12 protein-coding genes are annotated in these 15,017 nt (G+C 66.8%); 8 read left to right on the top strand and 4 right to left on the bottom strand.

Annotated elements, in window-relative coordinates:
* Window positions 1-14: 14 nt before the first annotated feature.
* A complete protein-coding gene (locus U1769_RS21230) occupies window positions 15-995 on the bottom strand; it encodes a LysR family transcriptional regulator (RefSeq protein ID WP_332720028.1) in 981 nt (326 codons plus the stop codon).
* A 210-nt stretch (window positions 996-1,205) separates the two neighbouring features.
* Between U1769_RS21230 and U1769_RS21235 the strand changes: the two genes are divergently transcribed.
* From U1769_RS21235 to U1769_RS21265, 7 genes are all read left to right on the top strand, one after another.
* Window positions 1,206-1,736 (top strand): prolyl-tRNA synthetase associated domain-containing protein, encoded by a 531-nt coding sequence (locus U1769_RS21235; protein WP_332720029.1) that lies wholly within the window; start codon window positions 1,206-1,208, stop codon window positions 1,734-1,736.
* 94 nt (window positions 1,737-1,830) lie between these two features.
* The gene (locus U1769_RS21240; protein ID WP_332720030.1) at window positions 1,831-4,338 is read left to right on the top strand and encodes a GcvT family protein; all 2,508 of its coding nucleotides are present in this window, start codon (window positions 1,831-1,833) and stop codon (window positions 4,336-4,338) included.
* A complete protein-coding gene (locus U1769_RS21245; RefSeq protein WP_332720031.1) occupies window positions 4,335-5,588 on the top strand; it encodes an aromatic ring-hydroxylating oxygenase subunit alpha in 1,254 nt (417 codons plus the stop codon). The genes U1769_RS21240 and U1769_RS21245 overlap by 4 nt, the downstream gene beginning before the upstream one ends.
* Window positions 5,585-6,838, top strand: a complete 1,254-nt coding sequence (locus tag U1769_RS21250; RefSeq protein ID WP_332720032.1) for a sarcosine oxidase subunit beta family protein — start codon at window positions 5,585-5,587, stop codon at window positions 6,836-6,838. The genes U1769_RS21245 and U1769_RS21250 overlap by 4 nt, the downstream gene beginning before the upstream one ends.
* Window positions 6,838-7,125, top strand: a complete 288-nt coding sequence (locus U1769_RS21255) for a sarcosine oxidase subunit delta (RefSeq protein ID WP_332720033.1) — start codon at window positions 6,838-6,840, stop codon at window positions 7,123-7,125. The genes U1769_RS21250 and U1769_RS21255 overlap by 1 nt, the downstream gene beginning before the upstream one ends.
* On the top strand, window positions 7,122-9,986 hold the full coding sequence (locus U1769_RS21260) for a 2Fe-2S iron-sulfur cluster-binding protein (protein WP_332720034.1): 2,865 nt from the start codon (window positions 7,122-7,124) through the stop codon (window positions 9,984-9,986). Before U1769_RS21255 ends, U1769_RS21260 begins: the two co-directional genes overlap by 4 nt.
* Window positions 9,979-10,485: a sarcosine oxidase subunit gamma gene (locus tag U1769_RS21265; RefSeq protein WP_332720035.1), complete on the top strand. Its 507-nt coding sequence runs from the start codon at window positions 9,979-9,981 to the stop codon at window positions 10,483-10,485. The genes U1769_RS21260 and U1769_RS21265 overlap by 8 nt, the downstream gene beginning before the upstream one ends.
* Window positions 10,486-10,493: 8 nt before the next feature.
* On the opposite strand, the gene U1769_RS21270 is transcribed toward U1769_RS21265, so the two are convergent.
* From U1769_RS21270 to U1769_RS21280, 3 genes are read right to left on the bottom strand one after another with little or no spacing between them, the layout of a single operon-like run.
* On the bottom strand, window positions 10,494-11,540 hold the full coding sequence (locus U1769_RS21270; protein ID WP_332720036.1) for an alpha/beta fold hydrolase: 1,047 nt from the start codon (window positions 11,538-11,540) through the stop codon (window positions 10,494-10,496).
* A gap of 14 nt (window positions 11,541-11,554) precedes the next feature.
* Window positions 11,555-13,042: a carnitine 3-dehydrogenase gene (locus tag U1769_RS21275; protein WP_332720037.1), complete on the bottom strand. Its 1,488-nt coding sequence runs from the start codon at window positions 13,040-13,042 to the stop codon at window positions 11,555-11,557.
* Window positions 13,043-13,044: 2 nt separating this feature from the next.
* Window positions 13,045-13,938, bottom strand: a complete 894-nt coding sequence (locus U1769_RS21280) for a beta-keto acid cleavage family enzyme (RefSeq protein ID WP_332720038.1) — start codon at window positions 13,936-13,938, stop codon at window positions 13,045-13,047.
* Between the two features lie 113 nt (window positions 13,939-14,051).
* Here U1769_RS21280 and U1769_RS21285 point away from each other — a divergent pair, with 113 nt between their 5' ends.
* Window positions 14,052-15,014 (top strand): GlxA family transcriptional regulator, encoded by a 963-nt coding sequence (locus U1769_RS21285; protein ID WP_332720039.1) that lies wholly within the window; start codon window positions 14,052-14,054, stop codon window positions 15,012-15,014.
* Window positions 15,015-15,017: the final 3 nt, after the last annotated feature.

Consider the following 15,017-nt stretch of genomic DNA (forward strand, 5'->3'; position numbering starts at 1 on the left):
TCAGGTTTTGACCACTAGCTCGCCAACGCAGCGCTCTCTTCCGGCCATTCAACGCTCGAGGACAGCCAGGGATAATGCTGCGCCAGCGCGCCGACCCTGCTCGTACGGAGAATGGCGCGCGCGTGTGCTGCAATCTCGCGCGGCAGATCGCCGAATTCGCCGCGCCGCGCCACGAGCTGGATGCGGCGGCGAAACTGGGCGCGCGGCATCGGGAAGATGACCATCTGGTCGAGCAGGTCCGGGTGGCTGGCCAGGCACAAGGGCGTGGTGATGCTCCAGCCCAGCCCGGCGACCACGGCGCTGAGCTGCTGCATCGTCGAATCCACTTCGAGCACATTGGGCAGCTTCAGGCGCATGCGCGTCAGCTGATGCTCGATCCGCTGGCCCATCGCCGACAGCAGCGAGTAGCGGATGAACGGCTGATCGGCGAGATACTCGATGCCCTCCAGCAGGCCGGAATAGCTGGCCGGCGCGATAACGATGAAGCTCTCCTCCATGATCGGATGGTGCTCGACATCCTCGACATCCTCCAGCTGGCTGCTGCCCGTCACCAGCATGTCCAGCTTGCGGGCGAGAAACTCGTGATGCTGGAGCAACGAAATGCCGGACCGCATCCGCCAGCGCTGCACCCGGTTGCCGCATGCCTGGAGCAATGGCGCGGTAAGGTGATTGGCCAGGCTCTCGGCCATCGCGATGGTCACGCAATCGAATGGTTGCGCGCTTCCCTCGCGGACCTCGCGCATCAGCCCCTTCGCAGCAGACAGCAGCCGGGATCCGTCGCGAAACAGCAATTTGCCCGAAGGGGTCAGCGCGAGCGGCCGCATCGACCGGTCGAACAGCCTCGTGTCGAGCGCCGCCTCCAGCTTGGAGATCGTCTGCGACACGGCGGACTGAGTCATTCGCAGATGGGATGCCGACTGAGTCATGCCGCCGAGTTCGGCGGTCAGCATGAAGACCTCGATCGAGGAAAGGTCGAATCCGGACGGCAGCTTCATGAGGGGGTTCCTCCGATCACGATGATGCCGTCGACCACCCTCTCCAACGGATGCCTTGACCTGCTCATCTAGCCCGATCCAATCCTGCAAAGCCACCGCGCGATCGCAGCCGCTACGTCATACTATAAGACACGCTAATCCTGCAGCGCTACACTTGCCGTCGCGGGACGGCGCCGCCATCCGGATAATTCTGAGGGAGACCCCACTGAAATGTCGCCGACTGCCGATGAACGCATGATGGATGAAGACAAGCCGTTGCGGGAGGCGCTCGCGGCGCTGGGCATCTCCTGGCATGCCCATGAACATGTCGCCGTGTTCACCGTCGACGAGAGCGACGCGGTCCACGCCGCGATGCCGGGCGTCCACACGAAGAACCTGTTCCTGAAGGATGCCGGCGGACGATTCTGGCTCGTCACGGTTCCGGCCGAGATGCGCGTCGATCTGAAGGCGCTGCCGGCCGTTATCGGATCGCGCAAGCTCTCCTTCGGCAGCGCCGAGTTCCTGCAGGATCTGCTCGGCATCGCGCCCGGATCGGTCACCCCGCTGGCAGCGCGCAACGACGGCGGCGGCCTGGTGACGGTGGTGCTGGACAAGGCTGTCGCCGAGGCCGGGCAGGTCAATGTCCATCCGCTGCGCAACACCGCGACGATCGGCTTGGCCGGCGCCGACCTCGTACGGGCGCTGTCCGAATGGAGGCATGTGCCCGCGATCGTCGAGGTTCCCGCCCGCGCATCCGATTAGCAACACTTATGTCGTCAATCGACGCCATACGCCTCACAACGATGCTCACGATGCCGGCGGGGTGCTCCGACGTCGTCCCGGAGGGAACGAAACCTTGAAAACTCACGCGCGGGTAGTTGTGATCGGTGGCGGCGTCGTCGGCCTGGGAACGCTGTACCATCTGGCGAAACTCGGCTGGTCGGACGTCATGCTGATCGAGCGCAAGGAACTGACCTCCGGTTCGACCTGGCACGCCGCGGGGCTGCTGCCGCTGTTCAACCTCAGCTACTCCGTCGGCAAGATGCACCAATATTCGGTCGGCCTCTATCCGACGCTCGAGGCGGAGACGGGCCTCAATGTCGGTTTCTCCAACGTCTCCAATATCCGCCTGGCCTGCACCCAGGACCGGCTGGACGAATATCTTTATTATATGGGCGTCGCGCGGACGATCGGCGTGGACGTCGATCTGCTGACGCCCGAAGAGCTCAAGGAAATCTGGCCGCTGGCCGACACCAGCGGTGTGCTCGCCGCGATCCGCCACCCGGCCGATGGTTATATCCAGCCGGCCGATCTCAGCCAGGCGTTCGCTCGCGGGGCGCGGCAGATGGGCGCTGCGATCCACCGCAATACCGTCGTGACCGCGATCACCCGGCAACCGAACGGCGAGTGGCTCGTCTCGACCGACCAGGGCGACGTGACCTGCGAGCACGTCGTCTCCGCGACCGGCAACTTCGCCCGGCAGACGGGTGCGATGGTCGGCCTCGACGTGCCGGTCATCCCGGTAGAGCATCAATATATCGTGACCGAGCAGCATCCCGCGATCATGGAGCGCAAGCGCCTTGGCCTGCCGGAAATGGGCGTGCTGCGCGAGAGCGATGCGAGTTATTACATGCGGGAGGAAGCCGGTGGCCTGTTGCTCGGCCCGTACGAACTCGGCGCGCCGATCTGCTATCCGAAGGGCCCGTCTGCGGATTCCGAATATGAGCTGTTTCCGGACGATCTGGAGCGGCTAGAGCCTTATATCATGGCGGCGATCAACCGTGTGCCCGCCTTTGGCGAAGTCGGCATCAAGCGCATCTATAATGGCGCGATCGCCTATACGCCGGACGGTAGCCCGATCGTCGGCCCGGCGGCTGGCCTGCGGAACTTCTGGCTGAACGAAGGCCATAGCTTCGGCATCACCGCCGCTGGTGGCGCCGGCTGGCAGCTCGCGCACTGGATCATCGACGGCGAGCCGACGATCGACATGATGGGCGTCGATCCGCGCCGCTTCGGCGATTACGCCGGCTTCGGCTATCTCAAGACCAAGAATGAGGAGGCCTATGCCAAGGTCTTCACCGTCCATTATCCCGATGAGGAGCGCGAAGGCGCGCGCGGCCTGCGCCGGGCGCCGTGCCATGACCGGATGAAGGCCATGGGCGCCGTGTTCGGCACCGTGTTCGGCTGGGAGCGCCCCAACTGGTTCGCGCCGACGGGCTATGCGCTCGGGCCCGACGATCTGGTCCGCCCAGACGTCCTGCTCAACGCCAACTATCCCCGGCCCGACGGCAACGCGCCGATCCGCGAGCAATGGTCTTTCCGCCGGTCGAACTATTTCCCGCATGTCGGCGCCGAGATCGCGCATGTGACGGACAAGGCCGGGCTGCTCGACATGACCGCCTTCGCCAAGTGCGAGATCAGCGGGCCGGGCGCCGAGGCATGGCTCGACGGCCTCCTGACCAATGCGGTGCCGAAAAAGGTCGGGCGCGTCACGCTGAGCTATCTGCTGACCACTAACGGCGGCGTGCGCAGCGAATTCACCGTCTACAAGACGGCGCCGCAGCGCTTCTATCTCGTTTCGGCGGGCGCCTATGAGAAGATCGACCATGATTATCTCAAAAAGGCGATGCCGCGCGACGGATCGGTCAGTTTCGAGCGCCTGACAACGGCGATGGGCGTGCTGGTCCTCGCCGGCCCCAGGTCGCGCGATATCCTGGCCAAGCTCACCGATGCCGATCTTTCCACCGCCGCCTTCCCCTGGCTGACCGGCCAGCGGATCAGCATTGGGGTGGCGCAGGTGGATGCCCTGCGCGTGAACTTCGTCGGCGAACTCGGCTGGGAGATTCACCATCCGATCGAGATGCAGAACTACATCTTCGATGCATTGTTCGAGGCCGGCGGCGACGATCTGAGGCCGTTCGGCATCCGCGCGATGGATTCGATGCGGCTGGAAAAGAGCTACAAGCTGATCCCGCGCGAATTGTCGGTCGAATATTCGGCGTTCGAAAGCGGCCTCAACCGGTTCGTCGATTCAAAGAAAACCGGCTATCTTGGTCGCGACGCCCTGCTCGCTCGCCGCGAAAAGGGCGAAAACAACACGCTGGTGACGCTCGAAGTGCATGACGTGACTGATGCCGATGCCCGCGGCGCCGAACCGATCCTGCTGGACGGCGCGCTGGTCGGCCGCGCCACCTCAGGCGGCTATGGCTGGCGCACCGGCAAGAGCCTGGCGCTGGCGATGCTCCGCCCCGATCTCGCGACGCCCGGCACCGAGGTGGAGATCGTCGTCCTCGGCACGCCCCACCGCGCGACGGTGATCGCGGACTCCCCGTTCGACCCAGCCAATGAAAGGCTTCGCGGATGACGATGCCCTTTGATGCAATCCCGGCCCTGCTGAAGCAGGTCCGCCCCGGCTACACCTTGCCCCAGCAGCTCTATGTCGGCCAGGAAGCCTTCGAGTTCGACACGCGGGTGATGCTGCCCTCGGTCTGGCTCTACGCCTGCACCGTCGCGCATGTGAAGAAGCCGGGCGACTGGTTCCTGTTCGAGATGGCGCATAATTCCGTGATTATCGTGCGGGGCCGCGACGGCACGGTGCGCGCGTTCCACAATAGCTGCCGCCATCGCGGTGCGCGGGTATGCAGCGCGCAGACCGGCAACGCCCCGCGCCTGATGTGCCCCTATCACATGTGGACCTACGGCCTGGACGGACGGCTGCTGGCCGCGCGCTCGATGGCGGAGGACTTCGACAAGAAGGACTTCGGGCTGATCCCGGTCGCGCTCGAAAATATCGGCGGCCTGTTGTTCGTCTGCCTCAGCGACGCGCCGCCGCCGATCGACCGGGTGAAGGCCGATATCGAAGCCCAGATCGGGATCTATGATCTTGAGCGCTGCAAGGTCGCGGTGCAGGACGATCTGATCGAGGACGCCAACTGGAAGCTCGTGATGGAGAATAATCGCGAATGCTACCATTGCGAGGCCAATCATCCCGAACTCCTTGCCTGTCTCGGCTCGAACGGCTTCGGCAAGGGACTGCCGGAGGACGTGGTTGACGGTGGCGAGCGCGTCGATCCGTTCCTAGAGGTGATCAACGCCGAGCGGGATTCGTGGAAACAGCTCGGCATCTATCATGATCTGATCGAGTTTCCCGACCAGTGGTGGCACCGTGTCGCACGGCTGCCGCTGGCCGGCGGCGCCTTCAGCCAGACGATGGATGGCCAGGTCGCGTCGCGGAAGCTGATCGGCCCCTTCACCGAACCCAACTCCTCTAGCCTCTCGGTCTGGACTCAGCCCAACAGCTGGCACCATTTCTGCTGCGACCATGTCGTCACTTTCTCGCTGGTGCCGCTCGCCGCCGACAAGACGCTGCTGCGCACGAGTTGGCTGGTGCATGAGGATGCCGAGGAAGGCGTCGATTATGACTCGGATAATCTCGCGGCGGTGTGGCGCGCCACGAACCGGCAGGATTCCCATCTCGCCAAGATCAATCATCAGGGCATCGCCGGCGACGGTTATCGCGAAGGTCCCTATTCGACCGAGGAAAAGCTGGTCGAGTTCTTCAAGGACTTTTACGTCGACCGCTCGCGCGACGCGCTGGAGCATAATCGCGCATGACCAAGTTCAGCGCGGTCAGCCTGGTCGCGAAGGCGCTCGGCCATCACAAGGACTGGCCCGAACAATTCCCCAATGCCAGCCCCAAGCCCGCTTATGATGCCGTCATCGTCGGTGCCGGCGGGCATGGCCTGGGCGCGGCCTATTATCTCGCCCGGAAGCACGGCATCACCAATGTCGCGGTCATCGAAAAGGGCTGGCTGGGCGGCGGCAATACCGGGCGCAACACCACGATCATCCGCTCCAACTATCTCTATGACGAAAGCGCCTTCCTCTACGACCACGCCGTCAAGCTGTGGGACGGACTGAGCCAGGAGCTCAACTACAACGTCATGTACTCGAAGCGCGGGGTGATGATGCTCGCGCACAATGTGCACGACGTGCAGAGCTTCAAGCGGCACATCCATTCGAACCGGCTGAACGGCGTCGACAATGAATGGCTGACGCCCGAGGAAGCCCAGGCCTATTGCCCGCCCCTGTCGATCTCGCCGACTGCCCGCCATCCGGTGCTGGGCGCGGCGCTGCAGCGGCGCGGCGGCACCGCGCGGCACGATTCGGTCGCCTGGGGCTATGCCCGCGCGGCCAGCGCGCTGGGCGTCGACATCATCCAGAACTGTGCCGTCACCGGCATCCGGCGCGGCGCCGACGGTGCCGTCGAGGGCGTCGAGACCGAACGCGGCTTCATCGCCACCAAGAAGATCGGCGTGTCCGCCGCCGGCAACAGCTCGGTCGTCATGCAGATGGCCGGGCTGCGCTTCCCGCTGGAGAGCTTCCCGCTCCAGGCGCTCGTCTCGGAACCGGTCAAGCCGGTGTTCCCCTGTGTCGTGATGTCGAACACCGTCCACGCCTATATGAGCCAGTCCGACAAGGGCGAGCTGGTGATTGGCGCCGGCACCGATGCCTATGTCAGCTACTCTCAGCGCGGCGCGCTCCATGTCGTCGAGCATACGCTGGCCGCGATCTGCGAGATCTTCCCGATCTTCCGGCGGATGCGGATGCTGCGCAACTGGGGCGGCATCGTCGACGTGACGCCCGATCGTTCGCCGATCCTCGGCAAGACGCCGGTCAAGGGCCTGTACGTCAATTGCGGCTGGGGTACTGGCGGCTTCAAGGCGACGCCCGGCGCGGCGGACCTGCTCGCCTGGACGATCGCCAAGGACGAGCCGCACCCGATCAACGCGCCCTTCACGCTCGAGCGGTTCCGCGACGGGCGCATGATCGACGAGGCCGCGGCTGCGGCGGTGGCGCACTGATGCTGCTGATCGACTGTCCCTATTGCGGCGAACGCCGCCCCGAGCTCGAATTCGCCTATGCCGGCGAAGCGCATATCGCCCGCCCGGAGCGGCCCGACTCGCTGAGCGACCAGGAGTGGGAAAGCTATCTCTACATCCGCACCAATGCGCGCGGCCGCCATGCCGAACGGTGGCGCCATATCCATGGCTGCGGCCGCTTCTTCAACGCCGTGCGCGACACGGTGAGCGACCATTTCGAGCGCACCTATAAAGCCGGCGAACCGCGCGACACCGGGGGCGCGGCGTGAGCGCGTACCGCGTGGCCGGCAAGGGCCGGGTCGACCGCAACCAGCCGATCGCCTTCACCTTCGACGGCAGGGCGCTGCAGGGCCTCGCCGGCGATACGCTTGCCTCGGCGCTGCTGGCCAACGGAGTCCATCTCGTCGGCCGGTCGTTCAAATATCACCGACCGCGCGGTCTGCTCGCCGCCAGCGTGGAGGAGCCCAACGCCCTGATGGGCGTGGATCGCGGTGCCGGGCGCTACACGCCGAACGTGCGCGCGACGACGATCGAGCTGCATCCCGGCCTGTCAGTCGAGACGCAGAACCGCTGGCCCTCGCTCGGTTTCGATCTCGGCGCTGCCAACGGCCTGTTCTCGGGCCTGCTCCCGGCGGGATTCTACAACAAGACCTTCATGTGGCCGCGCTCGGCGTGGGAGAAGCTCTACGAGCCGGCGATCCGCCGCATGGCCGGGCTGGGCCGCGCGCCGGACGCAATCGATCCGGATCGCTATGCGGCGACCTATGCGCATGTCGATGTGCTGGTGATCGGCGCCGGGCGCGCCGGCCTCACCGCAGCGCTCGAAGCGAGCGCAAACGGCGGCCGCGTGACGATCCTCGACGAGCAGGCCGAGTTCGGCGGCAAGCTGCTCGCCCAGCCGGATCAATGGGATTGGCTCGCGACGACGCTCGCCACCCTGGAGGAGCGCGGCGTCCAGTGCCTGCCGCGCACCACCGCGATCGGCCTGTGGCATGATGGCTTCGCCGGCGCGGTCGAGCGCCTGACCGACCATCTGGCGCCCGACGACACCACCGGCCCGCGCGAGCGCCTGCACCGCATCCGCGCCCAGCACATCATCCTCGCCGCCGGTGCAATCGAGCGGCCGCTGGTCTTCGCCGACAATGATCGCCCCGGCATCATGCTGGCTAGCGCCGCGCAGACCTATCTCAACCGCTACGGCATCGCCGTCGGCAGGGCCGTCGCGCTGATGACGACGCTGGACAGCGGCTATGCGGCGGCGTTCGACCTCGCCGATGCGGGCATCGCCATCGCCGCGATCGTCGACGCCCGGGCCGATATCGCGCCCGAGCTGGTCGATCGCTGCGCCCGGCGCGGCATTCCGCTCGCGACCGGCCAGGTCGTCATCGGCACGCGCGGCGGCAAGCGCGTCAGCGCGATCACCGTCGCCGCCGCCGATGGTGGCGGGCAGCGGCGCACCATTGCCTGCGACGCCCTGCTGATGGCGGGCGGCTGGACGCCCACCGTGCATCTGTGGAGCCATGCCAAGGGCGCGCTCGCCTGGTCGGAGGCGCTCGCCGCCTATGTGCCGGCCGGCACGGTCGCGCAGCTTTCCTGTGTCGGCGCCTGCGCTGGCGAGATCGATCCCGGCAACGGGCTCGCTCTGCCAATGCTGCCCTCCCCGCGCGATCCGGCGACGGTCAAGGCGTTCGTCGATTTCCAGAACGATGTCACCGCGCGCGACATCCGCCTCGCCGTGCGGGAGGGCTTCCGCTCGATCGAGCACGTCAAGCGCTACACCACCAACGGCATGGCCACGGATCAGGGCAAGACCTCGAACCTCAACGGCCTGCAGATCGCGGCTCAGGCGCTGGAGGCCGCACCGGCCTCGGTCGGCCTGACCACCTTCCGTCCGCCCTACACCCCCGCCGGCTTCGGCGCGCTCGCCGGCATCGCCAAGGACGGGCTGTTCCAGCCGGTCCGCAAGACGGCGATCGACGGCTGGGCCGAGAGCAAGGGTGCAGTGTTCGAGAATGTCGCCCAGTGGCGCCGCGCCCGCTATTTCCCGCAGGGTAGCGAGGACATGCACGCCGCCGTCGCCCGCGAATGCCGCGGCGTGCGCCGCTCGGTCGGCATGTTCGACGCGTCGACCCTCGGCAAGATCGAAGTGGTCGGCCCGGATTCGGCCGAATTCCTCAACCGGCTCTACACCAATCCCTGGAAGCAGCTCGCGCCCGGCCGCTGCCGTTATGGCCTGCTGCTGCGCGAGGATGGCTTCATCGTTGACGACGGCGTCGCGGCGCGGCTGAGCGACGACCGGTTCCACGTCACCACCACCACCGGCGGCGCGGCCCGCGTGCTCAACATGATGGAGGATTATCTCCAGACCGAATGGCCGGATCTAGATGTCTGGCTTACCTCGACGACGGAGCAATATGCCGTGATCGCGGTGCAGGGCCCCCGCGCCCGCGACCTGATCGCGCCGTTCGTCGAGGGGATCGATCTGTCGCCGGAGGCGGTGCCGCACATGGCCTATGCGCAGGGGCGGATCTGCGGCGTACCGGCCCGCCTGTTCCGGGTCAGCTTCACCGGTGAACTGGGCTTCGAAGTCAACGTGCCCGCCGGCTATGGCCGCATGGTGTGGGAAGCGTTGTGGGACGAAGGGCGCAAGTACGATATCGTGCCCTATGGCACGGAGACGATGCACGTGCTGCGCGCCGAAAAGGGCTATATCATCGTAGGCCAGGATACTGACGGCACCGTGACGCCGGACGATGCCGGGATCGGCTGGGCGGTCGGGCGAAAAAAGCCCGACTTTGTCGGCAAGCGCTCGCTGGCGCGCGCTGAACTGCAGCGGCCCGACCGCAAGCAGCTGGTCGGCTTGCTGACCGACGATCCGGCGCTGGTGCTGGAGGAAGGCGCCCAGATCGTGGTTGATCCCGGCGCCGCCATTCCGATGCCGATGATCGGCCATGTCACCTCCTCCTATTGGAGCGAGACTGTCGGCCGGTCGATCGCGCTGGCGCTGGTCGCCGGCGGTCGGGCCAAGATCGGACAGCGAATCCATGTGCCGATGCCCGGCGCCACGCACCGGGCGACCGTGACCGACACGGTCTTCTACGATCCCGAAGGCGAGCGGTTGAATGGTTGAGGTGATGATTCCGGTCCCCGTCGCTCCGGCGGTCCATGACGGGGTGACCATCGTCGCGGGTGCGCCCCAGGCGCGCTTCAGCCTGCGCGCGCGGGACACCACCGGCCTGCCCGCGGCGATCATGTCGACGGCGGAGATCGACCATGGCACGGCGCTGTGCCTCGGGCCCGACGAGTGGCTGTTGCTCCTGTCGGCAGGCGCTCCTGCCCCGGTCCCGGCCGGCGTTCATGCCGTCACGGATGTCAGCCACCGCGCGATCGGCCTGATCCTCGACGGGGCCAATGCCGCGGCCCTGCTCCAGACCGGCTGCCCGCTCGATCTTTCGCTCCCGGCCTTCCCGGTCGGCCGGGCGACGCGCACTGTGTTCGAAACGGTGGAGATCATACTGTGGCGACAGTCGGCCACACGTTTCCGCGTCGAGACCTGGCGCTCGTTCGCGCCGTGGTTATGGGATGCGCTGAATCTGGCCGCCGGCGACCTCAAGACGCCGGCAGCCTGATCAGGCGGTCATTTCGGCGCCCACGCGCAGATCCCGATCGTCGCGCCGGCGGCGACCCGCTTGTCCGCTTCGGCTACTGCCACCGTGATCGACTTGCCGCCGCTGCACAGCACGCGCTGCCCGGTGAAGCCGGCAAGCTCGATCAGCGCCTGATCCCAGTGGCGATATTGCACGTCATGGCCTTCATCTGGATAGACGCGCAGCTCGGTGACGTTGGGATAATGCTTCCGCCAATATTCCGCCTGGTCCATCGTCACCAGCGGATCGCTGCCGCCCTGATAGATGGTGACGGGCGCCATCACTTTGGAAACATCGGCACCGGGTTTGCAGTAACGCTGCATCTCGGCCGCCTCCGGGGTTGGATCGCCCATCTGGCCGCGGATGAAGAAGGTCCGGGCACCCTCTTCGAACGCGCGATCGGCGAAGCCCGGGATGCGGCGGGTCGGGCTGGTCTGCGGGAAGTCCCACCAGCTTTGCGGATTCTGGATGGTCGGCGCGATGCGCGCGCTCACCGTCGCCAGCGGCACGCCGCACTGCGGACCGTCGGGCTTGCTCGCCGCGGTGGCCAGCAGGTGGAGCGAGATCACCCGCTCCGGCATGGCTGACGCCACGGCCGCGATGTACGGCCCGCCGCCCGAGATCGCGACACCCGCGAAGCGCTTCACGCTCAGCGAATCCAGCACGGCCTTCACTTCGCCGGCATAGTCCGTCACGCCCCAATCGGCCTGATAGGCGGTGTCGCCGAAGCCGTTCCGTTCGACGGTGATGAAACGCAGATGGAGCTGGCGGCGCAGCGTCTTCAGGAAATCGGTCATGCCCGCGGCCCGCGCGCTGGTGCCCGTGCCGCCCACGAACAGCACCGGCCGCCAGCCTGCTTCCCCGGTATCGGTGAAATGAACGATCCGGCCGGACGGCAGGGTCAGCGATTGCACCGCCGCCCCTATCTCGTCGAAGCCGGCCTGGATCGGGCCGATGGCCGGGACCGAAGGCTGCTCGGCCTGCGCCGCGGCCGCGCTCGATCCCGCCAGAAGTGCTGCTGCGATCCAGGGCTTCATCGCTTATTCCTTCATCAGCTGGTTGTCGTTGGTGGCATGGCGATGCGCCTGCCGGCGCCTTCGGGGGCAGCGAGCCCCGCCTGCGCCGCGGCCAGGGCAGCGACGCGTCCGGCCGGAACACCCGTGGCGGATGCGCCACGTCCGCTGGCTGCATCGACATGGACGAGCATCTGCTCGGCAGTCGCGACGCGCACGCCATCGGAACGGACCAGCGTGTGGAACAGATGCAGCCGCTTGGCGTCGGCGCCCAGAATCTGGGTCGTCGCCTGCAGCATGTCGCCGGCCTTGGTCTCACCGAGGTGACGAATATGAGTCTCGACCATGAACCAGCTGCCATGATCCGCCAGATAGGCGGCATCGACGCCGATATGGCGCAACAGCGCATCGGTGGTGTCGCCGAACACCTGCAGATAGCGATGCTCGGTCATATGGCCGTTATAGTCGATCCACTCGTCCGCAACCCTGGCCGAGTGCAGCGTCAGCGGCGCGCTCTCGTCGACCGTCGCCGTAGGCGCCGGCAGGGCCGCCATCAGGCGCTGCGCAAAGCCGGCCAGCGTCGCCCCGGCCCCGTAATCCTGCCCACGTAGCGCCGACAGGACGGCGATCAGCGAATCGTCGCGAATCCGCTCCAGCTCCCGGATCGAGGCAGTGCCGGCCTGGTCGTCGGACTGGCCGGCCACCAGATCGATCAGCTCGTCGGTCAGCTCCGGCGCCTCCAGCTTGGTCCAGGGCAGTTTCAGCGCGGGGCCGAACTGCTCCAGGAAATGCCGCATGCCTTCCTCGCCGCCCGCCATGCGGTAGATCAGGAACGTGCCCATGAATGACCAGCGCAGGCCGGCGCCGTAGCGCACGGCATCGTCGATCTCCTCGGTCGTCGCGATGCCGTCCCGCACCAGCCACAGCGCCTCGCGCCACAAGGCCTCGAGCAGGCGATCGGCGATGAAGCCATCGATCTCCTTGCGCACGTGCAGCGGATGCATGCCGATGGCGGTGTAGATCTCCGCCGCGCGCTGCCTGGTCATGTCGGAAGTGCCGTCGCCGCCGCAGATCTCGACCAGCGGCAACAGATAGACCGGGTTGAACGGATGGCCGACGACGAGCCGTTCGGGATGCGCCATGCCGGACTGGAGCCGGGTCGGCAGCAGGCCGGAGGTCGACGATCCGATCACCACGTCGGGCCGGGCCGCGCGATCGATCGCGGCGAGCACGGCGATCTTCAAATCCTCGCGCTCGGGCAGGCTTTCCTGCACGAAGTCCGCGTCGCTCACCGCATCCTCAACTGAGGTCGCCAGCCGCAACCGGCCCTCGGCCGGCAGCAGGCCCGGCAGCAGCTTGCCCCAGGCCCGCCGTGCGCCGTCGATCACCGTTTCCAGCTTGCGGCCGATCTCGGGATCGGGATCGTACATCGCGACATCCACGCCGTTGAGCAGGAAGCGCGCCGCCCATCCGGCACCGATCACCCCGCCACCCACCAGCCCGACGCGCCTGATGTCCCCGGCCATGGTTACGCCGCCTTCCGCAGCTGGAGCTTCTCGCGCACTTCGGCCGGCCCCATCACGCGCACGTTCATCGCCTCGATGATGGTCCTCGCGCGATTCACGAGATCGCCGTTGGACGCCCGCACGCCGCGCGACAGGTTGAGATTGTCCTCCAGGCCGACCCGGACGTTGCCGCCCGCCAGCACTGCCATCGCGACGAACGGGATCTGCCGCGCGCCGATCGAGAAGCCGCTGAAGATCGCGCCGGGCGGCAGCTGGTTGACCATGGTCATCACCGTCGTGGGATCGTCCGGCGCGCCATAGGGGATGCCCATGCACAGCTGGATCATCAGCGGATCGTCGAGCAGGCCCTCGCGGATCAGCTGCTTCACGAACACCAGATGGCCGAAATCGAATACTTCCAGCTCGGGCCGGACGCCCAGTTCCTGCACGCGCTTCGCCATCGCGCGGAGGTGGGACGGCGTGTTGGTCATCACATAATCGCCGGCGGAGAAGTTCATCGTGCCGCAATCGAGCGTGCAGATTTCCGGCAGCAATTCCTCGACATGGATCAGGCGTTCGAGCGGACCGACCATGTCGGTGCCGTCGGGATTGAGCGGCAGCGGCGTTTCGCCCGTACCGAACACCAGATCGCCGCCCATGCCCGCGGTCAGGTTAATGATCACATCGGTGTCGGAGGCACGGATTCGCTCCACGACTTCACGGTACAGCGCCGGATCGCGGCTGCCCTTGCCCGTCGCCGGATCGCGAACATGGATATGCGCGATCGACGCACCCGCCTGGGCCGCCTCGATCGAGGCATTGGCGATCTGTTCGGGCGTTACGGGCACGCCGGGATGACGGTCCACGGTCTCTCCTGCGCCGGTAACCGCACAGGTAATGAAAACCTCGCTCTGCATCGCATCCTCGCTTGAACTGTTGCCGCAAGATTGATCGCCGATGCGGGGTTCGTCGTTACTGAAAACGACAATATCCGTGCATTGCACGACATTATTGTGCAGCCTCGCCGTGGATGACCGCCGCAGCATCCCACACCGAGTCGATCGACTTCCTGCTCGTCGAGGGGTTCTCGGCGATGGCATTCTTCTCGGCGGTCGAGCCCCTGCGGGTCGCCAACCGGCTCGCCGGCCGGGCGCTGTTCTGCTGGCGCCTGTTCTCGCCGGACGGCCAGCCCGTCGCGGCGTCGAGCGGGATGCGGATCGTTGCGGATCTGCCGCTCGCTGCGCTGGCAGCGCCCGGGACTCTCGTCATCTGCGCCGGCTTTCGGCCCGAGCGCGGCTTGCCCCGCGCGCACTTCGCGATCCTGCGCCGCTTCGCGCGCGACGGCGGCCGGTTTGGCGCGCTCGACACCGGAATCGAGCTGCTTGCCCGGGCCGGCCTGGCCGGCCGCGGGCCAGTCAGCATCCATTGGGAGGCAGCACCGGAGTTCCGGGAACGCTGGCCCGACATCGCGGTCACCGACGCGCTCTACACCATCGGGGATCGCGTCTCGACCTGTGCCGGCGGCACGGCCGCGCTCGATCTGATGCTCGAACGGATCGCACGGACTCAGGGCGTGCCCTTCGCCAACGCTGTGTCGGAACAGCTGATCCATGATCGCATTCGCCCGGCGGGCGAGCAGCAGCGCATGCCGCCCGGCCTGCGCCTCGCGACGCGCAACCGGACCGTGCTGGCCGTCGTGGCGCTGATGGAGGCGAACCTGGAAATGCCGCTCGATTCGGTCGCCCTCGCCGATCGCGCCGGGCTTTCCGTGCGCCAGATGGAGCGGCTGTTCCGCGATCATCTCGGCAGCACGCCCCAGGGTCATTACCGCAGCGTCCGGCTCAAACATGCCCGGCGGATGATCGAGGAAAGCGATGCGCGGGTGCTGGAGGCAGCCCTCGCTACGGGGTTCGATTCAGCCTCGGCCTTTGCCCGCACCTATCGCCGGGCATTCGGCGAGAGCCCCGCCGCACGGCGCCGACGCCCCGCCTGAACC

It is taken from the genome of Parasphingomonas zepuensis (assembly GCF_036663735.1).
Lineage (GTDB): Bacteria > Pseudomonadota > Alphaproteobacteria > Sphingomonadales > Sphingomonadaceae > Sphingomonas.